We start from the raw sequence: 24,951 nt of genomic DNA, 5'->3' as shown, positions 1-24,951 counted from the left end.
AATATCAGGAACAAATAGCCAGACCCGGCGTTGGCCAAGCGGACTTTACCGCGTTCAGGCTGGCCGCGGTCCTTTCCGACAATTGATCCCCTTTGAGCAATGGCTATCACGCTTTGTCTGTGTGAATATCGATCCGGCACGTGCGCTCTCGCATCACAACGGCCGACGCCTTGAACGATTCTTCGCCCGACACCACCGCCGCCGAAGGGCTGCGCCAGCACCTCGAGGAAATCGCGCGTGAGCGCGACAACGCCTATCGTGCGCTCCAGGAGCGCGAGGCCGAGCTGGCACGCATTCAGCGCATCGCCAAGGTCGGCGGCCTCGAGGTCGACTTCCGCGAGGGCTTCAAGAACCGCCGCTCGCCGGAATATCTGATGATCCACGGGCTGCCGGCGGATGCCGCCGACGAGTCGCACGAGGACTGGGTCAGCCGCATTCACCCTTATGACCGCGACGTGACCGTCAAGCATTTCCTTGAGGCGCTCGCCGGGACCAGCGAGGACTACACAGCCGAATACCGCATCATCCGCCCCAGCGACGGCGAGACCCGCTGGATCCGCGTTGTCGCCAAGATCGAGCGCGACAGCAACCGGCGCGCAATCCGCCTCGTCGGCGCCCATATCGACATCACCGACCAGATGCTGGTGCGCGAGACGCTGCGCGAAAGCGAGGAGCGTTTTCGGCTGATCGCCGACAGCGCGCCGGTGCCGATCTGGGTCACCAAACTCGACCGCACGCGCTCCTTCGCCAACCAGGCCTATGTCGACTTCGTCGGGCTGCCCTATGACGAAGCCATCGTCTTCGACTGGCGCAAGGTGCTGCATCCCGACGATCTGCCGCATGTGCTGCAGCAATCGGTCCAGGGCGAAGCCTCGCTCAAACCGTTCGTGCTGGAGGCGCGCTACAAGGACGCCAGAGGGGAGTGGCGCTGGCTGCGCTCGGAATCGCAGCCGCGCTGGGATCCGACCGGCAAGCATATCGGCTTCATCGGCGTCGCCCACGACATCACCGCCGCCAAGCAGGCCGAGATCGAGCTGCGCCAGCTCAACGAGACGCTGGAGGAACGCATCGCCGAGCGCACCGCCGAGCTCGAATCCAACGAGGCGCGGCTGCGCGCGATCCTGGGAACCAGCAACCAGTACCAGGGCCTGGTCAATCTCAAGGGCGAAGTGCTCTATGCCAACAAGACCGCGCTCGACGGCATCAAGGCGAGCTCCGCTGATGTGATCGGCAAGCCGTTCTGGGACACGCCCTGGTTCAGGACCACCGAGGGCATGAGCGCCGTCGTGCGCAAGGCCTTCGACACCGTGCTGAAAGGCGAAGCGGTGCGGATGGAGATGCGATTGCGGCTTCCGGTCGGCGAGCGCGATTTCGAGTTCGGCATGCGCCCGGTGCTCGATCGCCACGGCAACATCACCGGCGCGGTCCCGGAACTGGTCGACATCACCGAACGCAGACGCGGCGAGGAAGCGCTGCGCCAGTCTCAGAAGATGGAGGCGATCGGCCAGCTCACCGGCGGCGTCGCACACGATTTCAACAACCTCCTCACCATCATCCGTTCGGCAACCGACTTCCTGCGCCGGCGCGAGCTGCCGGAGGAGCGCCGCCGCCGCTATGTCGATGCCATCTCCGACACCGTCGAGCGTGCCTCCAAGCTGACCGCGCAGCTTCTGGCTTTCGCGCGCCGGCAGCCCCTGAAGCCGCAGATCTTCAACGTCGGCACCCAGGTCGAAGGTGTGGCGCAGCTGGTCCGCCCCCTGGTCGGCGGCCGCATCGAGATCGTCGTCGAGATCGACGATGCCGATTGCTTCACCGTCGCCGATATCGCGCAATTCGAGACCGCACTGATCAACCTCGCCATCAACGCCCGCGACGCCATGGACGGCGAAGGCTGCCTCACCATCGCCGTGCGCAAGGTCGATGGCATACCGGGGCTTCGCGCACAGTCGGCGCGCGGCGGCGACTATGTCGCCATCTCCGTCGCGGATACCGGCAGCGGCATCGCGCCTGAAAATATCGAAGCCATCTTCGAGCCGTTCTTCACCACCAAGGAAGTCGGCAAAGGCACCGGCCTCGGCCTCAGCCAGGCGTTCGGTTTCGCAAAGCAGTCCGAGGGCGACATCGCGGTGACGAGCACGCAGGGCAAGGGCGCGACCTTCACGATCTACCTGCCGCAGGCGCAGAGCCCTGCCGCCGAGAAGGAAGCCGCGGCACTGACCAGCGAGGCCGCCACGACGGGGCGCGGCTATCGCGTGCTGGTGGTCGAGGACAATGACGATGTCGGCCAGTTCTCGACCGAGCTGCTGGAAGATCTCGGCTATGTCGTCCGCCGCGTTGCCAATGCCAACGCCGCGCTTGCCATCCTCGGCGAGAATGAATTCGCCGTCGACCTCGTCTTCTCCGACGTCATCATGCCCGGCATGAACGGCGTCGAGCTCGCTGGCATCATCCGCGAGCGCTATCCGGGTCTCCCGGTCGTGCTCACCTCCGGCTACAGCAACGTGCTCGCCGAAAACGCCCATCGCGGCTTCGAGCTGATCCAGAAGCCGTATTCGGTGGAGTCGCTATCGCGGATCCTGCGCAAGGCAATCAGCGAAAAGCTGTCGGTGGCAAGGTAAATGTGAGCCACGCACTCCGCTATCGTCCCGGACAAGCGGCGCGCCGATCCGGGATCCATAGCCACAGGATCGTCTTGGCAAAGAACGACGACGTATGTACCCCAAGATAGCTTCCGCGTTATGGGTCCCGGATCTGCGCTTCGCTTGTCCGGGACGACGGCGGAGTGCGAACGACCAGACGAAAGCAACACACCTATGAAACCCGCCCTCTTCTCCGCCTGGCAGAGCTGGGCGCTGCTCTCGGCCTGCTTTGCGGCGCTCACCGCGATCTTCGCCAAGGTCGGTGTCGAGAACATCAATCCGGATCTGGCCACCTTCATCCGCACCATCGTGGTGCTGCTCGGCTTCTCCGTGCTGCTGTTCTTCACCGGCCAGTTCGCGGCGCCCTCGGCGGTCTCGTCAAGGACCTGGCTGTTCCTGGTGCTGTCGGGACTAGCGACCGGCGCGTCCTGGCTGTGCTATTTTCGAGCCCTGAAGCTCGGTCCCGCCACGCTGGTGGCGCCGATCGACAAGCTCAGCGTCGTGCTGGTCGCACTGTTCGCTTTCGCCTTTCTCGGCGAGCGTCCGACCGCGCAGGGCTGGGTCGGGATCGCCATGATCGGTGCCGGGGCGGTGCTGCTGGCGGTGAAGTTCTGAGGTGGAACAAAGCGGGCGTGAGATCGATTTCTGCCGGGGCTTCCAGCCTCGATCGAGAGACCGATGTCGCGTGAAAACCCCGATCAGGCAAGGCGGGCCGGCCGTGCGCTGGATGCGGCCAATTTCTTCCTCGGGGCGGTCATCACCGCCCAGAGCATCGGGGCCGCACTGTCGACCACGCTCGCCGGCTTCGTCGTGGTCGGCGCCGGTTACAGCGCGGCGTTCATCACGCTCGGCGCGGTGGCCGCCTTCGGCGCCGTCGTCTGCCTGCTTGCCCTGCCCGAAACGCGGCCAATCGCAGATGGCGGTCCGCGACCGCGGGGGAAGACAGCGGCGTCCGCATCCGCTATCGCTGCCGAATGAATCCGTTCCACGAGGACTGAACGTGCCGTCTGACGCCATCTGGGCCTGGAGCATCATCGTCGCCGCGACCGCAGGCGTGATCATCCGCCCCCTATCCCTGCCCGAGGCGATCTGGGCCGTGCTCGGCGCAGCAGTGCTCGTGCTGCTCGGATTCCTGTCGTGGCAGGATGCGCTCGTCGGCATCGAGAAAGGCGTCGACGTCTATCTCTTCCTGATCGGCATGATGCTGATCGCCGAGCTGGCGCGGCTCGAAGGCCTGTTCGACTATCTCGCCGCGCTCGCGGTCGAATATGCGGCCGGCTCGCCGCAGCGGCTGTTCCTGCTGATCTATATCGTCGGCACGGTCGTGACCGTGCTGCTCTCGAACGATGCCACCGCGATCGTGCTGACGCCCGCCGTCTACGCCGCGACGCGCGCCGCCGGCGCCAAGCCGCTGCCTTATCTGTTCGTCTGCGCCTTCATCGCCAACGCCGCGAGCTTCGTGCTGCCGATCTCCAATCCGGCCAATCTCGTCGTGTTCGGCGCCCGTATGCCGCAGCTGACAGAATGGCTGCGCCTGTTCGCACTACCGTCGGCGGCCTCAATTTTGCTGACCTACATCATGCTGCGCCTGACCCAGCACCGCGCGCTGAAGGAAGAGACGATCGCGCGCAGCGTGCCGCACTCGAAACTCGGCCGCGGCGGCAAGTTGACCGCGCTTGGCATCGTCGCCATCGGCGTCGTGCTGGTCACAGCCTCCGCGCTCGACAAGCAGCTCGGCCTGCCGACCTTCATTTGCGGCGTGGTCACGGCTGCGATCGTGCTGCTCGTCAGCCGGCAATCGCCCCTGCCCGTGCTGCGCGGCGTGTCCTGGAGCGTGCTGCCGCTGGTCGGTGGGCTCTTCGTCATGGTGGAGACGCTGGTGAAGACCGGCGTGATCGGGCAGCTCAGCGCGCTGCTCAACGAGGCCGTCGCCCAATCGATCCCGAAGGCGGCCTGGAGCGTGGGCATCGCGACGGGTGTCGCCACCAACATCGCCAACAATCTTCCCGTCGGCCTCGTCGCCGGCTCCGTCGCCGCCAGCGATCATCTGCCCGCGCCCGTCGTCAGCGCCATCCTGATGGGCGTCGATCTCGGACCCAATCTCTCGGTGACGGGCTCGCTCGCCACCATCCTGTGGCTGGTCGCGCTGCGGCGGGAGAAGATCGAGGTCGGCGCCTGGCCGTTCCTCAAGCTCGGCCTGCTGGTGACGCCGCCTGCTTTGATCGCCGCGCTGGCCGCCGCCATCCGGTAATCGCGCGCAATTTGCGGCGCATCAATGTCGCCGGCAGCCGCGGACCTATACTTCAAATTGTCGCGCAGACCGATATCGCGCGGCAAGGAGGTCCATCGTGCAGATCCAGTCGAAGGCATTGCCGCAGAGCTTCTCCCTGCGCCGCTCGTTGCAGAGCTTCACCGCGCCCGACCAGGGCCGCGCGGAGATGTCCCATCCCCTGCTGATCGTCTCGGTCGTGGTGCTGCTGACCCTGTTCGCGATCGTGCAAATCGACCTGCACAGCGCCCAGCTTCAGGCGATCGGCTTGCTCAGCCATGGCACCGGGATCGATCCCGTCTTCCTGAGCCCGTAGCAGGAAGACCGATCGCGGCCGTGACGGCCGCGATCGGGGTATCTTGCATCGTCAGTCGTTCTCGTAGCCGTAGACTTCCGGCAGGATGAAGATTGCGGCGAGCAATCCGATCAGCGGGAAGATCGCGACCATCAGCGTTGCATTGGCCTGCCCGATTGCGGCGAACACCGTCGGGAACAGGAAGATCGCCAGGAACGACGGCAGTTTCACGAACATGTAGGCGAAGCCGCTGGCGGTGCCGCGGTACTTCGGCTTGGCGACCATGGTCGGGATCGTCATGCAGTTCGACGCGTCCCAGTAATGGCCCCACAACATGGCCGCGGCTGCGAACGGCAGCAGGATCTTGTTGTCGGTGTAGAGCGCGAACGCCGCGACCAGCAGCGAGACCAGCACGATCGAGAAGCCTGCGATCGAGATGCCGCGGTGGCCGATCTTCGGCGTCAGCAGCGGACCGACCCAGCCCGACAATGCGGCGAAGGAGAATAGCGCCATCGTCACCAGATTGATGCCCAGAATGCTCGACACGCCGACCATGACAAAGAGCACCGGCAGATAGAACGCGAAGGTCGAGAACTCGCTGGCTTGCACGAAGCAGGCGATCCAGCCGTAGATCGTGGCGCGCCAGCGGATCGGATCCTTCCTGAGATCGGCGATGAAGGCGCTGGTAGAGACCTTCGGCATCACCACGTCCTGATCCGGCAGCATGGCGAGATCGTCGTTGAACATCTCGCGCGCGACCTTCTTGGCCTCGCGGTACCGGCCCTTCTGCACCAGCCACACCGCCGTCTCCGGCACGTCGTGCCGCATGATCAGGATGATCAGCGCCGGCACCGCGCCGAGGCCGAGCGTCACGCGCCACAGCGTCTCGTGGTGGATGTCGAGGAGCAGGAAGATCACGATGACGCCGATCGTAAGCACCTCGCCGACCGCGAACATGAACTGCCAGCGGTTGCCCATGACCTCGCGCTCACCCTTGGCCATGGATTCCATGATGTAGGTGTAGCCGGTCGAAATATCCGAGCCGAGCGGGATGCCGAGCAGGAAGCGGATCACGATCAGCCATGTCACGTTCGGCACGAAGGCCTGCGCCAGCGCCAGCACGATGAACATCACCATCGTGACCAGGAACATCACGCGGCGGCCGATCTTGTCGGAGAGCCAGCCGCCGAGCAGCGCGCCGATCAGGGCGCCGCCCTGCGTACCGGCGGCGGCAAGGCCCAACATCAAGGGATCAGGATTGTACTGCTCCTTGATGAAGATCAGCACGAAAGCGATCGAATAGAGGTCCCACGCCTCGACCAGGATCGAGGCCATCATCAGCCAGCCGACCTTGTTACCCTTGGGACTGTAGTTCGTGATGAGGTAGCGGACCGCGGCTTCGCTCGCGGTCGGTTGTGGCATCGCCATCGTTGACATTTTCTTGGGTCCTTTCTTCCAAACTTTCTACGCGCCCAGCAGCGGCTCGATGCTGCAATCGAGCAGGCGCGGATCGATCCCCGCCTCCATGCCCGTGAACATCTGGTCCATGTAGTCGATCAGCGCATCGCTCGCCTTCACGGCGTCCTCGACATGGCGGCCGGCAACCGCGCTGAGGATGGCGAGGTGGCGATCGATCGTGCCCGACAGCTCGGCCTGTCCCGGCATGAAGCGGTGGTGGATGTAGCCGATGCGGCGGTACAGCGTGTGCAGCGGCCGCAGCGTATGCACCAGGAATGGCTCGCCCGCGGCTTCCAGCACCAATGCGTCGATGCGGCGGTCGATGCTGTTGAATTCGTCGAGGGTCAGGCCGGCATGGCGCTCGCGCAGGACGCGCTCGATGTGCAGCGCCTGATTGCGATGCGACAGGCTGGCGCGATCGGCCGCAAGCCGGACGACGAAGCGCTCCATGTCGCGGCGCAAGGCCAGCAGCATGCGCTCGCGGGCGAGATCGATCGGCGCGATGTGCAGGCCGTGACGCGGACGGATGATGATGAGCGTGTCGGCGGAGAGACGATTCACCGCGTGATGCACAGGCGTGCGCCCGAAGCCGGTGATGTGCTGCAATTCCAGCATCGTCATGAATTGTCCGGGCTTGAGCTCACAGTGGACGAGGAGCTCTTCGATCTTCAGGTAGGCCAGCTCGAAGAAGTTGAGTCGGTTGCGCCGCGAGGGCTTGCCCTCGCCGTCTTCGTCGTTTCTCACCACCTCGAGCGCGCGCTTGCGCTTTGCCATGTCGTTCTCTCCCGTCAGCCCGCGCTCTCGTTGCTGGATGGCGCCCTCTTTGTCGCAGCCTTAAAACATGTTGTGATATATTACAAGCAGGGGTAAGACTTCGGCGCCATCTGCAACATGCTGCAATGCAAAATGAGACGACGGGCGCGAGGCGCCTGTGACGGGAGGACAATTGCCGTGAAGATCACGTCGATCGAGACGCTGCGTACCGAGGAATTCTCCAACGTCATCTGGGTGCGCGTTCACACCGACACGGGGATGATCGGTCTCGGCGAGACCTTCTACGGCGCGGGCGCGGTCGAAGCGCAGATCCACGACACCTTTGCCGGCCGCCTGCTCGGCCGCAATCCCCTGCACATCGAAGCCATCCATCGCGACATGCTGAACCTGCCGATGGCGCAGTCCTCGACCGGCGTCGAATATCGCGCGGCCTCCGCAATCGACATCGCGCTGTGGGACCTGTTCGGCAAGGTCTGCAATCAGCCGGTGCACCAAATGCTCGGCGGCCTCTGCCGCGACAAGCAGCGCATCTACAACACCTGCGCCGGCACGCAATACGTCCGCTCGACCAATATCAGCCCGGTGTCGAACTGGAATCTCGGTGCGTCCAAGGGACCGTACGAAGATCTCGACGGCTTCATGAACCACGCCGATGCACTGGCCGAAAGCCTGCTGGAAAGCGGCATCTCGGCGATGAAGATCTGGCCGTTCGATCCGGCCGCGCAGGAGAACAAGGGCCTCTATATCACCGCAGCCCAGATGAAGCAGGCGATCGAGCCGTTCGAAAAAATCCGCAAGGCCGTCGGCGACAAGATGGAGATCATGGTCGAGCTCCACTCGCTCTGGAACCTGCCGACCGCCAAGCAGATCGCGCGCGCGCTCGAGCCCTACAAGCCGACCTGGTACGAAGACCCGATCCGCATGAACTCGCCGCAGGCGCTGGCCGAATATGCGCGCTCGACCGACGTTTGGGTCTGCGCCAGCGAGACGCTGGGCTCGCGCTTCCCCTACAAGGACATGCTCGACCGCGACGCCATGCATGTGGTGATGGCCGATCTGTGCTGGACCGGCGGCCTCACCGAGGGCCGCAAGATCGCGGCGATGGCCGAGACCTATCACCGGCCCTTCGCGCCGCACGATTGCATCGGCCCGATCGGCTTCATCGCCGCCATCCACATGTCGTTCAGCCAGCCCAACACGCTGATCCAGGAATCGGTGCGCGCCTTCTACAAGGGCTGGTACAATGAGCTCGTGACCACGATGCCAACGATCAAGGACGGTTTTGTCTATCCGATGGAAGGACCCGGCCTCGGCGTCGACCTCCTGCCCGCGGTGTTCGATCGCAGCGATCTCACCGTGCGCCGCTCCAACGTCTGAGGATCATTTGAGATGAGCACCGCTTTGTTCGACCTCTCCGGCCGCACCGCACTCGTCACCGGCTCCTCCCGCGGCCTTGGCCGCGCCATTGCCGAGGGCATGGCAAAGGCCGGAGCGAGGATCATCATCAACGGCGTCGATCCCAAGCGCGTCGAACAGGCCGTTGCCGAGTTTTGTGCCGCCGGTCATCAGGCCGAAGGCGCCGCGTTCAACGTCACCGACGAACCCGCGATCGTCGCCGCGTTCGAGAATTTCGACAGACAAGGCATTGCCGTTGACATTCTCGTCAACAATGCCGGCATCCAGCACCGCAAGCCGCTGGTGGAGTTCACCACCGACGAATGGCGCAAGGTGATCGAGACCAACCTCACCAGCGCCTTCGTGATCGGCCGCGAGGCGGCCAAGCGCATGATCCCGCGCAAGCACGGCAAGATCATCAATATCGGCTCGCTCGGCAGCGAGCTGGCGCGCCCGACCATCGCGCCCTACACAGCCGCCAAGGGCGGCATCAAGAACCTGACCCGCTCGATGGCGGTTGAATGGGCCCAGCACGGCATCACGGCCAACGCGATCGGCCCCGGCTACATGCTGACCGACATGAACGAGGCGCTGGTCAACAACACCGATTTCAACAATTGGCTGATGGGCCGCATCCCCAGCAAGCGCTGGGGCAAGCCGGATGAGCTGGTCGGCGCGGCGATCTTCCTCGCGTCGGACGCCTCGACCTATGTCAACGGCCAGATCATCTATGTCGATGGCGGCATGATCGCCGCGATGTAATCGCGAAGACTTTCAGGGAGCACGCCATGCGCGCCGTCGTCATTCACGCCCCCAGGGATCTGCGGATCGACAGCTACCCCGATCCGGCACCCGGCCCGGGCGAGGTCCGCGTCAAGATCGCCAACGGCGGCATCTGCGGCTCCGACCTGCACTACTACCATCACGGCGGCTTCGGCGTCGTCCGCATCCAGCAGCCGATGGCGCTGGGGCACGAGATCGCCGGCGTGGTTGCGGCCGTCGGTGACGGCGTCACCAGCGTAAAACCAGGCACGCGGGTCGCGGTCAATCCGAGCAAACCGTGCGGCCAATGCCTGCATTGCCAGGAGGGCATGCGCAACCAGTGCCTCGACATGCGCTTCCTCGGCAGCGCGATGCGCTTTCCCCATGTGCAAGGCGGCTTTCGCGAATACCTCACCGTCGATGCGACGCAGGCCGTGCCGATCGCGGACAAGCTCTCGCTGGCCGAAGCCGCGGTCGCCGAGCCGCTCGCGGTGTGCCTGCATGCCGGCAAGCAGGCCGGCCCCCTGCTCGGCAAGCGCGTGCTGATCACCGGCTGCGGCCCGATCGGTGCACTGATGATTCTGGTGGCGCGCTTCGGCGGCGCGTTCGAGATCGTGGTGACCGATGTCGCCGACGCGCCGCTGGCGGTCGCCAGGAAGCTCGGCGCCACGCACGCCATCAATGTCGCGACCGACGCCGCCGCGCTCGATCCCTGGCGCGCCGGCAAGGGCGTGTTCGACACGCTGTTCGAAGCCTCCGGCAACCAGACCGCGCTCCGCGCCGCGCTCGACGTGCTCCGGCCCGGCGCCATACTGGTGCAGCTCGGCCTCGGCGGCGAGATGACGCTGCCGATCAATTCCATCGTCGCCAAGGAATTGCAACTGCGCGGCACCTTCCGGTTCGATCCCGAATTCGAGCTCGCGGTGCGGCTGATGGGCGAAGGCCTGATCGACGTGAAGCCGCTGATCACGGCGACGATGCCGTTCGAGAACGCGGTCGCGGCGTTCGAGCTGGCCAGCGACCGCTCGCAGTCGATGAAGGTGCAACTCACGTTCTGAGCCAAGTCGGCGCTACCTCGTCTCGACCAGCCGTTCGCTGACCAGCCGCACGGCGCCGCGCTTCCACGAATAGTCCGCGCCGAGGCGCAGGCCGCTGTCGCCGCGCGCCAGCACCGCGCCGGTCTTGGCATCGCGCACCTGGAAGCCGAGCGTGTATTCGGTACGGCTGACCCGCCGCACCACGCCGATCAGCGACTGATCCGCGCCGAGCTTCTGCGCGATCGCGGTCTCGCAGCCGTCGCAGTCGCGCAAGGCGCGCGCCTTCACGGCCTGCTCGTTCGCGCCAGCGACATCGACCAGCCGATAGCGGCCGGACCGGCCCAGCGCTTCGCGAACGCTTGCGGTGACTTCGGCCAGGTACGACGCATCCGACGTCGCTGAAGCGCCCACTGAAGCGGCGGTGGTGTCCTCGAGCTCGAATTCAAACACCGCCAGCACGACCGGTGCGGGTGTGGCGAGCGCAGCCATGATTTCGCGCGACACGAACATCTCGGCGCGCTCCCATGATTCATCATTGTCGCCGCGGAAGGTGTAGAGCTTGTCCATCACCAGCTTCTTGGCGCCGACGTCGATCACGGCGACCTTGGCCCATTGCACCAGGGTGCTCGTCTTCTGGATGCCGCCGATGACCTTGAACGCCGCGCCGTCCTGGGCCGACGCCACGGGCCTGTAGCGGCCGTCCGCGCCGATATCCCGCCTGAGCGCGGCCATGAACGCGGACAGCCGCCGCTCGTGGGCGACGGTCTGGTTGGCCGGCTCGGCCGACGTATCGGTATAGCTGAAGTCGTCCATGGCAACGCCGATGGCGGCCTCGGCCCCCGCCGGGGAATAAGCCGCCGGGAAGACGATGAGGAGAAGCGCAGAGAGGATCGACCGGGAAAGATGCATGATCAGGCCTCGCATGATGGAGCGGCCCCGCATATCTGGACCATGGATTGGCGTCATGCAGCCGTGCCCGTCCCGGCGAGCGCCGGGAAAATTTCACGACGCTGCACCGCGGTATGGCGTCGCGCTTTCCGCCGCTTCCGTTCTGCCGTTTAATGCGGGGGCGACAAACCCGCTCGCACCAGGTGCCCGCCGATGTGGAACCGCCCGAGATTCGATCTCAAGGTCCGTCTGACGTTGCGCGTGGCCGCCATATCGGCTGCCTGCTTCGCCGCGATCTCCGCCTACTTCCTTGTCACGGCTGACCGCGCGGCGCATGCGCGGATCGACGGGATCGCCGCCATCGTGGCCAAGACGCTGGAGCTGCAACAGGGCAAGATCCAGTGGGTGGCGAGCCCGCGCTCGGACTTTCCGAACCTCGACCCGGTTTCAGCCTACGTGATGACGCCCGGCCTGTGTCTGGCATTTCGCGGCACGAGCGGCGCCATGCTCCAGCGGTTCTGCAGTGGCGCGCCCAGTCCTGCGGACCTGCCACCGCAGGCTTTCGCGGCCTTCTATGCCGGCATGTTCGACCCCGGCCGCGAGGCGGCACGGCCGGTGATAGTGCGCGGTACGAAGCTCGGCGAGGTCGTGGTCTCGGTCGATCCGGCCGTGCAGACGGCGGAGGCCTGGCACGAGGCCGGCCGCCTGATGATCGCGCTGGCAATCGCGTTGCCGCTGTTGTGCGCGCTGGTCTATGCCGTGCTCGCCCGCGCGCTGCGCCCGACCCGCATGATCCGCAACGGGCTCGAACGGATCGCCGCCAACGATCTCAGCGCGCGGCTGCCGCCGTTCGATCTCGCCGAGCTGTCCGCCATCCGCGACGTCTTCAACCATCTCGCCGAAAGCCTCGACACCGCACTGGCCGAGCGCGCAGAACTGACGCGGAAGCTGATCGCGCTTCAGGACGAGGAGCGCCGCCATCTGGCCCGCGAGTTGCACGACGAGTTCGGCCAGTCGCTGGCCGCCATCCGCGCGCTCGCCTCATCCGCCCGTACGACTGCGGCGCAGGAGTGCCCTTCCCTGCTCTCTGAATGCGACGCCATCGCGCGGACCGCCACCGGGATGATGGAGACGCTGCGTGGCACGCTGTTCCGGCTGCGCCCGCCTGACGTCGAAGAACTCGGACTTGTCGCCAGCCTCGAAGGCCTCGTTGCGGGCTGGAACGGGCGCAGCCGCGGCGAGACGCGTTTTTCGATCCGGTTCGACGGCGCGTTCGAGACCCTGCCGGCCGCGATCAGCGACAACCTGTACCGCATCGTGCAGGAAGCACTCACCAACGCCGCCAAGCATGCCGGCGCCACGCGGGTCAGCCTCGAACTGGCGGTGCGGGCCGGCGAGATCGCGCTTTCGATCGACGACGACGGACGTTCAAACGACCCCGCCGCGAAATCCGGAATGGGCCTGCTCGGCATGCGCGAGCGCGTCGCAGCCTTGCGCGGCCAGTTGAGCTTTGAGACCGGCCCCAACGGAGGCTCCGCGCTGCGCGTCGTCATTCCGATCTCGACCGCCGATCAGCCGGTGCTGGAGCGCGCGGCATGAGCGCGGCCGACGCGACGATTCTGCTGGTCGACGACCATTCCGTCGTCCGCGAGGGTTATCGCTCGGTGCTCCAGAAGCAGCCGGGACTTCGCGTCATCGCCGAAGCCGCCGACGGCGCCGAGGCCTATCGCCTGTTCAAGTCCGAGGCACCCGACCTCGTCATCATGGATCTGAGCATGCCCGGGATCGGCGGCATCGAGGCCGTCAGACGCATCCGGCAATGGGACAAGGCGGCAAGGATCCTGGTCTTCACCATGCACCAGAATGCCGGATTCGCCGTGCAGGCGATCCGCGCCGGCGCGAGGGGTTATGTCACCAAGATGAGCCCGCCGGAGACGCTGGTGCGCGCGGTGATGGACGTGCTCGCCGGCAGGATCGCCATCAGCCCCGACATCGACCACGAGCTTGCGCTCAGCCGCCTTGCCGGCGAAAGCTCGGCCGCCGACGTGCTCACGCCGCGCGAATTCGAGGTACTGCGGCTGCTGCTGGCCGAAAAGACGACCGACGAGATCGCCGAGACCCTCCACGTCAGCCCGAAGACGGTGGCGAATCTGCATTCGCTGATCAAGGACAAGCTCGGCGTCGGCTCCGACATCGAGCTGGTCCGGCTGGCGCTGCGTCAGGGACTGTTGACGCAGGTCGATCTCGGCGAGGCCTGATCGCTTCGCAGCGGCAGATCATTCGCGCGCAACCACCTGATCGAGCCACGCACAGTTCAGCGGCGGCACGCGCGGATCAGCGACGCGCACGCCGCGCGCGGCCGCATCCAGCCGCATGTCGCGCAGGCGTTTGCGTTGCTCTTCGGGCATGTGAAGCCGCTCGTGGCCCCACAGCGACGGCCCGTCAAAAGTCTCGTGCGGCTGCCAGGTCTCGGGATCGATCACGCGCGCACCCCAGCCATACTCGATGAAGAAACCCGACGGCGTGTTCACGTAGAACGACGTCATGTGATCGTTGGTGTGCCGGCCCAGCGTATAGGCAACGCGGCCATCGTCCATCTGCGCGAGGTCGTAGCCCTGCCCGACATCGTCGAGGCTGCCGAGCTCGACCATGAAATGGTGCAGCGCCTTTCGTCCCGAGCCGACCATCGCAAAGCTGTGGTGCCGGCCGTTGACGTGGAAGAAATAAAGCCCATAGGGCTTCAGGCCAAAGTCGGAGACGTGGAAGCCGAGCACATCGCGGTAGAACGGCAGCAGCGGCTCGACGTCCTCGACGTTGAGTACGACATGGCCCATGCCGAGCGCGCCGGTGCGGAAACCCGAGATCGGGCGTCCCGGCTTGAAGGGTTCGCTCGCGAGCTCCGGCTTGCAGAAGGCCTCGAGCCGGTTGCCGGCGGGGTCCGCGAACATGATCAGTTCGGCGACATGGCGCTCGTCGGCGAGCGCACACGAGCCGCGCGTCACCTTCACGCCGTGGCTTTCCAGGCGGCCGGCGAGACGGTCGAGCTCGGCGGTCGAGGGCACTTCCCATCCCATCACCGCGAGCCCGGCATCGCTGCGGCCGTCGACGATCAACCGCTGCTTGCGATCGTCCATGCGGAACGCACGCATCTTGCCGCCGCGATCGACCTGCTGCATGCCGAGCAGTCCGGTCGCCATCCGGCCCCACTGATCGAGCTGGGTCGAGTTGATCCCGACATAGCCGAGCGCGGTGATCTCCATCGAATTCCTCCCAAGGAATCGCATTGAGGCATCGCATCCGCTGCAGTGCGGCGAACTTGATACCGGCCGCGCACGCTCCTACGGTGGCCTCCGCAATCGCTTCGCGTTTGCAACGACGATAGTCGCGAGGCGACGCGGCACAAGGGAGGAAATGCGAAGTGTCCAAGGAGCGGACGCGTGCCGATCGGCCGCGGCAGTCGGAGGGCGTCCGCGCCTTCAAGCGCGGGCTGGACGTGCTGCAGGAGATCAACCGCTCCGGTGGCATTCGCGCCGGCGACGTCGCGCGCGCGCTCGACCTGCCGCGCCCGACCGTCTACCGCCTGCTCGAGACGCTGGAGGAACTCGGTTATGTCGCGCGCAGCGCCAGCGACGATCGCTTTCGCGTCACGCGGCTCGCGCTCAGTCTCGGCGACGGTTACGACCCCGGCGTGGTGATCTGCCAGGCGGCCGCGCCTTTTCTCGCCGAACTCAGCAAGACCCTGGTCTGGCCGGTCGATCTGTCGACTTACGAGAACGCCGCGATGGTGGTGCAGGAGACCACCCATTCGCGCAGCCCGCTTTCGATCGACCGCGGCATGATCGGCAAGCGCCTGCCGATGCTGCGGACGTCCGCGGGCCGCGCCTATCTCGCCGCCTGCCCGGCGCGCGAGCGCGACCTGATCGTCGGTCATCTGCGCCGGATCGACGAGGCCGACGACCGCCCCTTTCTCGACAAAGCCCGCCTCGACCGCATGATCGCGGAGGCGCAAGCGCGGGGTTACGCGATCCGCAGCGAGGGCGAATACAATCCGAAGACCGCCTCGATCGCCGTTCCGATCGTGCGCAGCGGTGTGGTGTTCGGTTGCATCTCCATCATCTGGATCCGCTCGGCCCTCGGGCTCGAAGAGGCGGTGGCGCAGTTTGCCAACCAGCTTCAGGAGACGGCCGCCGCCATTCCGGTCGAGGTTTAGGGGTCCGTCCGCTGGGCGGACACTTGGCGCGGCGGCGTTGATGCTGCGGCGCGGCTTGGGGAAGAGATAGCCCCATGCAAGATAAATCCGCCCCCGAAGAGTTTGATGTCGTCATCGTCGGCCGCGGCCCGGTCGGCGCCACGTTGGCCAACCTGCTCGGCCTCTGCGGCGTGCGCACCCTGGTGCTGGAGCGCGAGGCGCGAACCTGGCATTTGCCGCGCGCGGTGCATTTCGACGACGAATGCATGCGCGTGTTCCAGACCATTGGTCTCGCCGACGCCGTCCTGCCGCATGTCATCCTCAGCCCCGGCATGCTGTTCCTCGACGCGGACGGCCGGATGCTGCTGGACTGGTCGCGGCCGCAGACGCTGACGCCGATGGGGTGGAATCTCAGCTATCGCTTCCACCAGCCCGATCTGGAGGACGTGCTGATCGCCGGCCTTTCGCGCTGGCCGCATGTTACCTTGCGCAATCGCTGCGACGTGTTCGCGCTGGACCAGGACGAGACCGGCGTGCGCGTCCGCTACGAGGACCTCTCGAGCGGAAAGCTCAGCGAGGTCCGCGCGGCCTATGTCGTCGGCTGCGACGGCGCCCGCTCGCTGGTCCGCCGCTTCATCGGCTCCGGCATGGACGATCTCGGCTTTCACGAGCGCTGGCTGGTGATCGACGTGCTGCTGAAGCGCGCGCGCGACGATCTCGGCGACTACAGTCTCCAGCATTGCGATCCCAGGCGGCCGGCGACCTATGTCCGCGGCACCGGCACGCGGCGGCGCTGGGAGATCACGGTCCTCCCCAATGAGGACTCCCAGGAGGTGGCGCAGCCGGCACAGGTCTGGGAGCTGCTGTCGCGCTGGATCACCCCCGACGATGCCGAGATCGAGCGCGCCGCGGTCTACACGTTTCATTCCGTCATCGCGCAGCAGTGGCGAAATGAACGGCTGTTGCTGGCGGGCGATTCCGCGCACCAGACCCCGCCTTTCCTCGGCCAGGGCATGTGCGCCGGCATCCGCGATGCCGCCAACCTTGCCTGGAAGCTGGCCGCGATCATCCGCGACGGCGCCTCGCCTGAGCTGCTCGATACCTATCAGAGCGAGCGCCAGCCGCATGTGCGCGAGTTCATCGAACTCGCCATCCGCCTCGGCGGCGTCATCAACACCAAGGCGATCGAGGCCGGCCTTGCCGCCGGGCAAGCCCGCGAGAATGCGCCGGTCAAGCTCGAGGTGAAGAAGCCCCTGCTCGGCTCCGGGCTCGCGCTCGGCGACCTGCGACTGGCCGGCCATCTCGCGCCGCAATTCGACATGAAGGACGGTCGCCGCGGCGACGACGCGATCGGCTACGACCACGTGCTGCTCATCGACAGCGCCGCGCGTCACGCTGTTCCGCGGGCAGGAATCAAGATCCTGGCCGCCAACGATGCCGACGGCGTCGGACCCTGGCTCCGCGCGCACGGCATCATCGCCGCGCTGGTTCGCCCCGACCGTTATGTCCGCGGCACTGCGCGCGACGACACCGATCTCGACCGGCTCATCGCCGCCATCACGCCTCCAACCCAAATTTCTTCAAACCAAGCGCCGTCCGCGGCCTGACCGAACACCAGGACATCTCATGAAGCTGCTCTCTTTCATTGCCGGCGAACGCGCCTCCTTCGGAGCCGTCAAGGACGACGGAATCGTCGATCTCGGCACGCGCATGGCGCCCTGCACTACGCTGCGGCAGTTGCTCGAATCTGGCCGCATTGCCGAGGCGGCCAAGCTTGTCGCATCCACGGCCCCGGATCATCCGCTCGACAAGATCGCCTTCGCACCTGTCATCCCCGATCCCGGCAAGATCATCTGCGTCGGCCTCAACTATCGCGACCACGTCGCCGAAACCGGACGCACGGTCACCGAGAAGCCGGCGCTGTTCGTGCGCTTTCCCTGCAGCCAAGTGGGCCATCTCCAGCCGATCGTGAAGCCGAAGGTGAGCGACGATTTCGATTATGAAGGCGAGCTGGCGCTCGTCATCGGCAAGGAAGGCCGCCACATCCCCGCAGGCCGCGCGCTCGACCACATCGCCGGCTATTCCTGCTACAATGAAGGCAGCATCCGCGACTGGCAGCGCCACACCAGCCAGTTCCTCTCCGGCAAGACTTTTGCGGAGAGCGGCAGCTTCGGTCCATGGCTGGTGACGGCGGACGAGATCCCCGATCCGTCAAAGCTCACCTTGCAGACGCGGCTGAACGGCACCGTGGTGCAGGACACCACCACGGACCTCTTGATCACCGCCATCCCCGAGCTGATCGCCTACATCTCGACGATCTGCCCGCTCGTCCCCGGCGACGTCATCGTGACAGGGACGCCCGGCGGGGTCGGCGCCAAGCGCACACCGCCGCTGTGGATGCACCCCGGCGACACCGTCGAGGTCGAAATCTCCGGCATCGGAATCCTGCGCAACAAGGTCGTCGCCGAACCGGCCTGACCTTCGACGCCGATCAATCGCAACCACAACAAAATCGGGAAACGCCATGGCCACACTCCGCACCACATCGACCGCCGTCCTGCTGGTCACGCTGGCGCTCGCAGGCACCACCGCGCGCGCCGAGATCAAGGGCGATGCCATCCGCGTCGGCGTCCTCACCGACATGAACGGCATTTTCGCGACCGCCATGGGCCCGGGCTCGTTCGAGGCGGCGCGGATGGCGGCAGAGGAGTTCGGCGGCAAGATCAACGGCAAGCCGATCGAGATCCTGCAGGCCGATCACCAAAACAAGCCGGACCTCGCCGCCTCGCTGGCGCGAAAGTGGTTCAGCGACGGCGTGCAGGCGATCGCGGACGGCGGTAGCTCCGGCGCGGCGCTCGCGGTGCAGGAGCTGGTGCGCGGCAACGGCAAAATCTTCCTCGTCTCCGGTGCCGGCGCCAACCAGCTCACCGACGAAGCCTGCGCGCCGACCAGCGTGCAATGGACCCAGGACGCCTATTCCACCGCGACCGCGGTCGTCTCCGGCATCATGCAGACCAGCAAGGAACCGTGGTTCTTCATCACCGGCGACTATGCCTTCGGCCATTCGATCGAGGCAACCGCGCGCGCCCGTATCATTGAGCTCGGCGGCAAGGTCGCGGGCGGCGTCAAGGCGCAGCTCGGCACGCCTGACTACAGCTCGTTCCTGCTCCAGGCGCAGTCCTCCGGCGCCAAGATCCTCGCGATCAATGTCGCCGGTGACAACGCCACCGCGATCAAGCAGGCTGAGGAATTCGGTCTTGCCGCGCAGGGCATGAAGATCGTGCCGATGTCGTTCCAGAATGTCGATATCGAGGCGGTCGGGCTGAAAGCCACGCGCGGCGATCTCATCGTCACCTCGTTCTTCGAGGACGTCTCGCCGGCGGCGCGGAAATTCTCCGACGCATTCTATGCCCGACGCAAGGCGATGCCGTCGCAGATCCAGGCCGGCGTCTATTCCGCGGTGCGCCACTATCTGCAGTCCGTCAAGGACACCGACTCGGACGACAGCGCGGCCGTGATGGCGAAGATGAAGGCGACGCCGGTCTCGGACGCCTACACCACCAACGGCCGCATCCGCGAGGACCAGCGCATGGTGCACGATCTCTATCTGGTGCAGGTCAAGACGCCGGAAGAGTCCAGAGGTCCCTGGGATTTCGTCAAACTGGTCGCGACCATCCCGCCCGACCAGGCGTTCCGGCCGCTCGACCGCAGCAAGTGCAACCTGGTCGGCAAATAGCAAAGCGTTTTCGAGCGAAGTGGATACCGGTTCGCGTCAAGAAAACGCGTCAAAAGTAGACGCTCAGGCCAGATAGCGCGTGAGATAGCCTTCCATGGCGTAGAGCGCGCAAAGCGCAAGGCTCGACCACACGGCGGCGCTGAAATACAGGAACATCCAGGTCAACTCGCCCTTCCAGTGCGCGATGTCGTGGGTCACCACCCAGCGCGTCGAGACGTCATGCAGGCCTTCGAGGAAGCCCAGGAATCTACCGCCCTCGGCATGCCCTGCCCGCCAGCGGCTGAGATACATCGGCACGTCGACAGTGACGAGGAAGGCGAGGAAGCAGGCGATGCCAAAGATGCCTGACATCAGCGCCCAGCGCACCACGCCCTGGAATTCCGGCATCAGGCGGCACAGCGCGATCCCGACGAGGAAGAAGGTCACCGCCCACAGCGAATTCTCGATCGCGTTGTAGAGATAGTTGGTGGTCACGACCGCGTACCAGGAAAAGCACTCCGCGATGATGATCACGGGCACGATCACGAGCGCGATGTTCACCGTGGTCTCGGCACCGGCCATGCCGCCGAGCTGATACAGGATGATGGCCCATTGCGCGGCGAAGCACACTTCGGCGACGGTCGCCACGGTGCGGCCGACGAACACGCTGGAGAGCCAGGTGTCGAACAGGCAGATGCGCTGCACGTCAGCGCGCGGCAGGAACGAACGGAAGGCGCAGCCGAAGACATAACCTGCGCAGAGCACCAGCATCACGCCCATCCCCGACGGCACGGCGAAGTTGCCGCCGATCGGCTGGTAGAACTCCCGGTACAGCATGAACCAGACCAGGATGTTGACGTTGCTCACAAGCGTCAGGGACCCCCACCACCATGCGAGAGGATTGGACCGCGCCTGCCACTGCAACATGAATCGCTCCGCTGTAATCGACGTGACACGTCTTCGCAATAATCCTGTCACAACAGGCCATGCAATCACGACAAAATTCTGTGTGCGGGGCGCTTTCCGCGCATCTTTTGTCTGCGCCGGAGACACGCAGCTCTGTCCACATATTGGACGATGCAAGCACATTACTGGAATTTATTGGACAGATGGAGGCTCCCGGTCCATTAATCGTGGATGGCTCAGACCGCGTCCAAACCGCCCCACGTCTCCTCCTCCGCCGCCACGGTACTGGCGTCGAGCGCCGACGACGCCGCTTTCGCATCGACACTCGCAAAAGGCCTCGTGGTGCTCGAAGCCTTCAAGGCCGGGACGACGCTGCTCGGCAACATGGAGCTGTCGACGCTCACGGGGATTCCGCGACCAACGGTGGCGCGGCTGACGCATACGCTGGCCGAGCTCGGCTACCTCACTTACGAATCCGAGCGCGCGAAATATCGCGTCGGCGCCCATGCGCTACGCATGGCCCATCCGCTGCTCGCCGACATGCCCTTCCGGCAGGTCGCACGCCCGATGATGCAGGAACTGGCGCAGAGCGTGCGCGGCACGGTCTCGATCGGCCTGCTCGACGGCACATCGATGATCTATGTCGAGACCGCCCGCTCCGGCGACGTCGGCCCGCACGTCCCCGATATCGGCATGCCCATCCCCGTGGTGATGACCGCGATGGGCCGCGCCGCGGCGGCAACCCTGCCGCCGGCTGATGCCGCCTTGCTCGAAAGGCGCATCGAGGCCGACGACACCGAGCTATGGTCGGCGTTCTGCGACAGATTCCGCGCGGGGATCGCGCAATGCACGAGCCGCGGCTTCTGCACCTGCTGGGGCGAGTACATGGCCTCGATCCACGCAGTCGCCGCGCCGCTGTTTCACACCAGCGAGACGAAGCGGTCGTTCTCCATCAATTGCGGCATCCCCGCGTTCCGGCTCCAGCCGGGCCAGCTGGAGAGCGAGATCGGCCCGCGCATCGTAGCGCTGGCCGACAGCATCCGCGCCGTCGTCAAGCAAGCCGCACCCGCGATGCCGCTGCGTAAACAACAAAGAAAATCATAGGGATCCAAGGAAATGTCATGGCTGGTCCGCTCGACGGATTGAAGGTTCTCGACATCGCGACGATCATCGCCGCGCCGTTTGCCGCAACATTGTTGGCCGACTACGGCGCCGAAGTGCTCAAGATCGAGATGCCCGGGCACGGCGACGGCGTGCGATCGTTTCCGCCGTTCAAGGACGGCAAGCCGCTGTGGTGGAAAGCCGCCAACCGCAACAAGAAGTTTGCCACCCTCGATCTCCGCACGCCGGACGGACTTGCACTGTTCAAGCAGTTGCTTCCGCGCTTCGACGTGCTGATCGAGAATTTCCGTCCGGGAACGCTCGATCGCTGGGGGCTGTCCAGGGACGTGCTGTGGTCGATCCAGCCGCGCCTCGTGATTCTGCGCGCCACCGCCTTCGGGCAGGATGGGCCTTACCGCGACCGACCCGGCTTCGCCCGCATTTTCGAGGCCATGGGCGGGCTCACCTACATCACGGGTGAGAGCGACGGCGAACCGACCCACCCCGGATACCCGATCGGGGATTCGATCGGCGGCCTGTTCGGCGCCGTCGGTGTGCTCGCGGCGCTGTGGAAACGGGCGCGCAACCCGAATGCGCCCGGCGAGGAGATCGACCTCGCGCTCACCGAAGCCGTCTTCCGGCTGCTCGACGTCCTCGCCATCGAGCACGACCAGCTCGGCTCCGTTCGCGGCCGCATCGGCAACGCCAACGGCTATTCGGCCCCGGCCGCCGTGTTTCGGACCAGCGACAATCACTGGGTGACGCTCGCAGGCTCGACCAACGCGCTCTACGCGGCGAACTGCCGGGCGATCGGGCGGCCGGATCTCATCGACGATGCCCGCTTCGCCACCAACGACCAGCGCGTCGCGCACGCCCCGGAGCTCAACGACATCTTTGCCGCCTGGTGCGCCGCGCATCCCCTCGACGAGGTCCTCGCCAAATTCAATGCCGCGCAGGGCACGCTCGCGCCGATCTACGCGATCGACCAGATCGCGACCGATCCGCAAGTGGTGGCGCGCGAGGTCATCACGCGCGTCGCGGACAAGGATTTTGGCACCGTCGCCATGACCAACGTCGTTCCGCGCTTCACCGTCGACCCCGCGCGACTACGTCACGCCGCCGGCGACATCGGCCAAGACAATCGCGAGGTCTACCGGGATTGGCTGGGCCTTTCGGACCCGGAGATCGAACAGCTCACCGAGCGAAAGGTGATCTGACGTCGAAACAAGACCAACAATAAAAGGGAGGAAGAGAACAGTGGCATCATTCAAGGTCACACGCCGAATCCTGCTGGGCACACTCGCAGGCGGGCTTGCCGCCGGCTCGGGCCTGACGGCGCGCGCCGAGGACGCCTGGCCGTCGCGCATGGTGCGGCTGATCTCGCCCTACGGGCCCGGCGGCTCCAATGACATCTCGCTCCGCCTGCTGGCTGAAGAGTTCGGCCGCAGCCTGCACCAGCAGTTCATCGTCGAAAACAAGCCGGGCGCGGGCACGCGCATTGCGAATGATCTCGTCGCGCATGCGACTGGCGATGGTTATACGATCCTCTACGTCGCGGCGCCCTATGCCACTGCGGAAGCTCTGTTTGGCAAGCTGACCTACGACCGCAGGGATCTCCAGCCGGTCGCGATGGCCGTGATCGCGCCGCTGTTCCTGATCATCAGCGCCGATGCGCCGTTCAAGACGTTGCCGGAGCTGATCGCCTACGGCAAATCGAAACCGGACGGCCTCACCTTCGCCTCGCCCGGCGCCGGCTCGCAGCCGCACCTTGCCGGCGAGCTCCTGTTCCGGGATGCCGGCGTCAAGGGCCTCAACATCCCCTTCCGCGGCGACGCGGCCTCCTACACCGAGCTCCTCGCCGGCCGCGTCGACGCCACGCTGACGGCGCTGCCGACCGCGCTGCCCTATATCCAGAGCGGCAAGTTCATCGTGCTTGGCGTCGCCTCACCCGAGCGCAGCGCGCTCTACCCGCAGGCGCCAACCCTGCGCGAGCAGGGCTTCCCCAACGTGGCTGCCGCCGGCTGGTATGGCTTCATGGTGCCATCGACGACGCCGCGCGCGATCGTCGACAAGCTGCAGGCCGAGATTCTGCGCGCGCTCGCCGTGCCCGCGATCAAGGACAGGCTGACCGCGCAGGGCCTCGAGGTACGCGCCGGCAGTGCCGCCGAATTCGGCCGGTTCATCGACAGCGAGACGCAGAAATGGGCCGGGCTGATCCGCGAGGCCGGCCTCAAGGGTGAATGACTGAAACGAGCAGGAAATGGACATGAAAAAAGCACTTCTCAAATGCGCTGCGGCCTCGGCGCTTGTTCTCGCGCTGTCGATTCCGGCCGCTCAAGCCCAGAAGAAATACGATCCGGGCGCCTCCGACACCCAGATCAAGGTCGGCCAAACCGTGCCGCTCAGCGGTCCGGCCTCCGCCTATGCCGTGATCGGCAAGACCCAGGCCGCCTACATGAAGATGATCAACGATGAGGGCGGCGTGAACGGCCGCAAGGTCGAGCTGATCCAGTATGACGACGCCTATTCGCCGCCGAAGACCGTCGAGCAGACCCGCAGGCTGGTCGAGAGCGACGAGGTGCTGCTGACCTTCCAGATCATCGGCACAGCGCCAAACGTCGCCGTGCAGAAATATCTCAACGCCAAGAAGGTCCCGCAACTCTTCGCGGCGACGGGCGCAGCGCGCTTCACCGATCCGAAGAACTTTCCCTGGACCATGGGTTTCAACCCGTCCTACCTCGTCGAAGGCCGGATCTACGCGCAATATCTCCTGAAGAACCATCCGAACGCGAAGATCGGCGTGCTCTATCAGAACGACGATCTCGGCAAGGACTACCTCGCTGGCCTCAAGGCCGGTCTCGGCGACAAGGCGAAGATGGTCGTGGCCGAGACCTCGTACGAGATCACCGAGCCGACGATCGACTCCCAGATCCTGCGCCTGAAGGACGCCGGTGCGGACGTTCTGTTCAGCGCCACGACGCCGAAACAGGCGGCGCAGGCGATCAAGAAGGTCGCAGAGATCGGCTGGAAGCCGCTGCACATCATCGACATCAACGCCTCCTCGGTGAGTGCGGTACTGAAGCCAGCCGGGCTCGACAACGCCAAGGGGGTCGTGAGCGTCGGCTATGTCAAGGATTCCGCCGATCCCGAGTGGAAGGATGATCCGGGCATGAAGCGCTATCTCGCCTTCATGTCGAAATACTATCCGGATGGCGACAAGGATTCGAACCTGAACGTCTACGGCTACATCACCGCACAGCTTCTGGTGCAGGTGCTGAAGCAATGCGGCGACGATCTTACCCGCGAGAACGTGATGCGTCAGGCCGCCAACCTCAGGAACATCCAGCTCGACCTGACGCTCCCGGGCATCTCGGTGACGACGACGCCGACCGACTACCGCGTCAACAAGCAGTTCCAGATGGTGCAGTTCGACGGACAACGCTGGCAGAAGCTCGGCGGCATCGTCGCGGACGAAGCGAAGGAGTGAAGGCTGCGGATGATGCGCACGCCCCCGTCTCCTTCG

22 protein-coding genes and 1 pseudogene are annotated in these 24,951 nt (G+C 65.5%); 18 read left to right on the top strand and 5 right to left on the bottom strand.

The window, feature by feature from the left end; genetic code table 11:
• Positions 1-140: 140 nt before the first annotated feature.
• The 5 genes and pseudogenes from WHZ77_RS14065 to WHZ77_RS14045 all read left to right on the top strand — a co-directional run bounded on the left by WHZ77_RS14065 (position 141) and on the right by WHZ77_RS14045 (position 5,224).
• On the top strand, positions 141-2,618 hold the full coding sequence (locus WHZ77_RS14065) for a PAS domain S-box protein (protein ID WP_375314174.1): 2,478 nt from the start codon (positions 141-143) through the stop codon (positions 2,616-2,618).
• Between the two features lie 195 nt (positions 2,619-2,813).
• Positions 2,814-3,254, top strand: a complete 441-nt coding sequence (locus WHZ77_RS14060; protein ID WP_375314173.1) for an EamA family transporter — start codon at positions 2,814-2,816, stop codon at positions 3,252-3,254.
• A gap of 81 nt (positions 3,255-3,335) precedes the next feature.
• Positions 3,336-3,617 (top strand): annotated as a pseudogene (locus WHZ77_RS14055) (MFS transporter); the annotation flags it as partial.
• Positions 3,618-3,639: 22 nt separating this feature from the next.
• On the top strand, positions 3,640-4,890 hold the full coding sequence (locus tag WHZ77_RS14050; RefSeq protein WP_375314172.1) for an arsenic transporter: 1,251 nt from the start codon (positions 3,640-3,642) through the stop codon (positions 4,888-4,890).
• A gap of 97 nt (positions 4,891-4,987) precedes the next feature.
• Positions 4,988-5,224 (top strand): hypothetical protein, encoded by a 237-nt coding sequence (locus WHZ77_RS14045; protein WP_375314171.1) that lies wholly within the window; start codon positions 4,988-4,990, stop codon positions 5,222-5,224.
• A gap of 51 nt (positions 5,225-5,275) precedes the next feature.
• Here WHZ77_RS14045 and WHZ77_RS14040 read toward each other — a convergent pair whose 3' ends face one another.
• Both WHZ77_RS14040 and WHZ77_RS14035 read right to left on the bottom strand, forming a co-directional pair.
• A complete protein-coding gene (locus tag WHZ77_RS14040) occupies positions 5,276-6,640 on the bottom strand; it encodes an MFS transporter (RefSeq protein ID WP_375314170.1) in 1,365 nt (454 codons plus the stop codon).
• 27 nt (positions 6,641-6,667) lie between these two features.
• Positions 6,668-7,435, bottom strand: coding sequence for a GntR family transcriptional regulator (locus WHZ77_RS14035; protein WP_375314169.1), 768 nt, complete (start codon positions 7,433-7,435; stop codon positions 6,668-6,670).
• A gap of 177 nt (positions 7,436-7,612) precedes the next feature.
• Here WHZ77_RS14035 and WHZ77_RS14030 point away from each other — a divergent pair, with 177 nt between their 5' ends.
• From WHZ77_RS14030 to WHZ77_RS14020, 3 genes are read left to right on the top strand one after another with little or no spacing between them, the layout of a single operon-like run.
• Positions 7,613-8,812 (top strand): mandelate racemase/muconate lactonizing enzyme family protein, encoded by a 1,200-nt coding sequence (locus WHZ77_RS14030; RefSeq protein ID WP_375314168.1) that lies wholly within the window; start codon positions 7,613-7,615, stop codon positions 8,810-8,812.
• Positions 8,813-8,824: 12 nt separating this feature from the next.
• The gene (locus tag WHZ77_RS14025) at positions 8,825-9,592 is read left to right on the top strand and encodes an SDR family oxidoreductase (protein ID WP_375314167.1); all 768 of its coding nucleotides are present in this window, start codon (positions 8,825-8,827) and stop codon (positions 9,590-9,592) included.
• 26 nt (positions 9,593-9,618) lie between these two features.
• Positions 9,619-10,650: an L-idonate 5-dehydrogenase gene (locus tag WHZ77_RS14020; RefSeq protein ID WP_375314166.1), complete on the top strand. Its 1,032-nt coding sequence runs from the start codon at positions 9,619-9,621 to the stop codon at positions 10,648-10,650.
• A 12-nt stretch (positions 10,651-10,662) separates the two neighbouring features.
• On the opposite strand, the gene WHZ77_RS14015 is transcribed toward WHZ77_RS14020, so the two are convergent.
• Positions 10,663-11,538: a DUF2380 domain-containing protein gene (locus WHZ77_RS14015; protein ID WP_375314165.1), complete on the bottom strand. Its 876-nt coding sequence runs from the start codon at positions 11,536-11,538 to the stop codon at positions 10,663-10,665.
• Between the two features lie 192 nt (positions 11,539-11,730).
• Between WHZ77_RS14015 and WHZ77_RS14010 the strand changes: the two genes are divergently transcribed.
• Both WHZ77_RS14010 and WHZ77_RS14005 read left to right on the top strand, forming a co-directional pair.
• Positions 11,731-13,116, top strand: coding sequence for a histidine kinase (locus tag WHZ77_RS14010; RefSeq protein WP_375314164.1), 1,386 nt, complete (start codon positions 11,731-11,733; stop codon positions 13,114-13,116).
• Positions 13,113-13,775: a response regulator transcription factor gene (locus WHZ77_RS14005; protein ID WP_015685512.1), complete on the top strand. Its 663-nt coding sequence runs from the start codon at positions 13,113-13,115 to the stop codon at positions 13,773-13,775. Before WHZ77_RS14010 ends, WHZ77_RS14005 begins: the two co-directional genes overlap by 4 nt.
• Before the next feature lie 18 nt (positions 13,776-13,793).
• Here the strand turns inward: WHZ77_RS14005 and WHZ77_RS14000 are convergent, their stop codons facing one another.
• Positions 13,794-14,777 (bottom strand): VOC family protein, encoded by a 984-nt coding sequence (locus WHZ77_RS14000; RefSeq protein WP_375314163.1) that lies wholly within the window; start codon positions 14,775-14,777, stop codon positions 13,794-13,796.
• 158 nt (positions 14,778-14,935) lie between these two features.
• On the opposite strand from WHZ77_RS14000, the gene WHZ77_RS13995 reads away from it, so the two are divergent.
• From WHZ77_RS13995 to WHZ77_RS13980, 4 genes are all read left to right on the top strand, one after another.
• Positions 14,936-15,727: a DNA-binding transcriptional regulator gene (locus tag WHZ77_RS13995; RefSeq protein WP_375314162.1), complete on the top strand. Its 792-nt coding sequence runs from the start codon at positions 14,936-14,938 to the stop codon at positions 15,725-15,727.
• A 74-nt stretch (positions 15,728-15,801) separates the two neighbouring features.
• Positions 15,802-17,313 (top strand): bifunctional 3-(3-hydroxy-phenyl)propionate/3-hydroxycinnamic acid hydroxylase, encoded by a 1,512-nt coding sequence (locus WHZ77_RS13990; protein ID WP_375314161.1) that lies wholly within the window; start codon positions 15,802-15,804, stop codon positions 17,311-17,313.
• Positions 17,314-17,332: 19 nt separating this feature from the next.
• Complete coding sequence (locus WHZ77_RS13985; protein ID WP_375314160.1) at positions 17,333-18,184, top strand: fumarylacetoacetate hydrolase family protein; 852 nt, start codon at positions 17,333-17,335, stop codon at positions 18,182-18,184.
• Between the two features lie 46 nt (positions 18,185-18,230).
• A complete protein-coding gene (locus tag WHZ77_RS13980) occupies positions 18,231-19,442 on the top strand; it encodes an ABC transporter substrate-binding protein (protein WP_375314159.1) in 1,212 nt (403 codons plus the stop codon).
• A 63-nt stretch (positions 19,443-19,505) separates the two neighbouring features.
• On the opposite strand, the gene WHZ77_RS13975 is transcribed toward WHZ77_RS13980, so the two are convergent.
• Positions 19,506-20,348 carry a hypothetical protein gene (locus tag WHZ77_RS13975; protein ID WP_375314158.1) on the bottom strand — a complete coding sequence of 281 codons (843 nt, stop codon included), beginning with the start codon at positions 20,346-20,348 and terminating at the stop codon, positions 19,506-19,508.
• Positions 20,349-20,558: 210 nt separating this feature from the next.
• Between WHZ77_RS13975 and WHZ77_RS13970 the strand changes: the two genes are divergently transcribed.
• The 4 genes from WHZ77_RS13970 to WHZ77_RS13955 are packed head-to-tail and all read left to right on the top strand — an operon-like array spanning position 20,559 to position 24,915.
• Positions 20,559-21,431, top strand: a complete 873-nt coding sequence (locus WHZ77_RS13970; RefSeq protein ID WP_375314157.1) for an IclR family transcriptional regulator — start codon at positions 20,559-20,561, stop codon at positions 21,429-21,431.
• A 17-nt stretch (positions 21,432-21,448) separates the two neighbouring features.
• A complete protein-coding gene (locus WHZ77_RS13965; RefSeq protein ID WP_375314156.1) occupies positions 21,449-22,645 on the top strand; it encodes a CaiB/BaiF CoA transferase family protein in 1,197 nt (398 codons plus the stop codon).
• A 40-nt stretch (positions 22,646-22,685) separates the two neighbouring features.
• Entirely contained in the window at positions 22,686-23,672 is a 987-nt protein-coding gene (locus WHZ77_RS13960; RefSeq protein ID WP_375314155.1) for a Bug family tripartite tricarboxylate transporter substrate binding protein, read from the top strand.
• 22 nt (positions 23,673-23,694) lie between these two features.
• On the top strand, positions 23,695-24,915 hold the full coding sequence (locus WHZ77_RS13955) for an ABC transporter substrate-binding protein (RefSeq protein ID WP_375314154.1): 1,221 nt from the start codon (positions 23,695-23,697) through the stop codon (positions 24,913-24,915).
• The last annotated feature ends 36 nt before the right edge of the window (positions 24,916-24,951 follow it).

The organism is Bradyrhizobium sp. A5 (assembly GCF_042076515.1).
GTDB lineage: Bacteria > Pseudomonadota > Alphaproteobacteria > Rhizobiales > Xanthobacteraceae > Bradyrhizobium > Bradyrhizobium cosmicum.
This window is presented reverse-complemented; position numbering and strand designations above follow the sequence as displayed.

Excerpts from the sequence above, each read along its gene's own strand:
- WHZ77_RS13985 (WP_375314160.1), top strand. The coding sequence starts at position 17,333 with ATGAAGCTGCTCTCTTTCATTGCCGGCGAACGCGCCTCCTTCGGAGCC.
- WHZ77_RS14005 (WP_015685512.1), top strand. The coding sequence starts at position 13,113 with ATGAGCGCGGCCGACGCGACGATTCTGCTGGTCGACGACCATTCCGTC.
- WHZ77_RS13980 (WP_375314159.1), top strand. The coding sequence starts at position 18,231 with ATGGCCACACTCCGCACCACATCGACCGCCGTCCTGCTGGTCACGCTG.
- WHZ77_RS13975 (WP_375314158.1), bottom strand. The coding sequence starts at position 20,348 with ATGTTGCAGTGGCAGGCGCGGTCCAATCCTCTCGCATGGTGGTGGGGG.
- WHZ77_RS14035 (WP_375314169.1), bottom strand. The coding sequence starts at position 7,435 with ATGGCAAAGCGCAAGCGCGCGCTCGAGGTGGTGAGAAACGACGAAGAC.
- WHZ77_RS13965 (WP_375314156.1), top strand. The coding sequence starts at position 21,449 with ATGGCTGGTCCGCTCGACGGATTGAAGGTTCTCGACATCGCGACGATC.
- WHZ77_RS14010 (WP_375314164.1), top strand. The coding sequence starts at position 11,731 with ATGTGGAACCGCCCGAGATTCGATCTCAAGGTCCGTCTGACGTTGCGC.
- WHZ77_RS13970 (WP_375314157.1), top strand. The coding sequence starts at position 20,559 with ATGGCTCAGACCGCGTCCAAACCGCCCCACGTCTCCTCCTCCGCCGCC.
- WHZ77_RS14040 (WP_375314170.1), bottom strand. The coding sequence starts at position 6,640 with ATGTCAACGATGGCGATGCCACAACCGACCGCGAGCGAAGCCGCGGTC.
- WHZ77_RS14000 (WP_375314163.1), bottom strand. The coding sequence starts at position 14,777 with ATGGAGATCACCGCGCTCGGCTATGTCGGGATCAACTCGACCCAGCTC.
- WHZ77_RS14060 (WP_375314173.1), top strand. The coding sequence starts at position 2,814 with ATGAAACCCGCCCTCTTCTCCGCCTGGCAGAGCTGGGCGCTGCTCTCG.
- WHZ77_RS14025 (WP_375314167.1), top strand. The coding sequence starts at position 8,825 with ATGAGCACCGCTTTGTTCGACCTCTCCGGCCGCACCGCACTCGTCACC.
- WHZ77_RS13990 (WP_375314161.1), top strand. The coding sequence starts at position 15,802 with ATGCAAGATAAATCCGCCCCCGAAGAGTTTGATGTCGTCATCGTCGGC.
- WHZ77_RS14015 (WP_375314165.1), bottom strand. The coding sequence starts at position 11,538 with ATGCATCTTTCCCGGTCGATCCTCTCTGCGCTTCTCCTCATCGTCTTC.
- WHZ77_RS14020 (WP_375314166.1), top strand. The coding sequence starts at position 9,619 with ATGCGCGCCGTCGTCATTCACGCCCCCAGGGATCTGCGGATCGACAGC.
- WHZ77_RS13955 (WP_375314154.1), top strand. The coding sequence starts at position 23,695 with ATGAAAAAAGCACTTCTCAAATGCGCTGCGGCCTCGGCGCTTGTTCTC.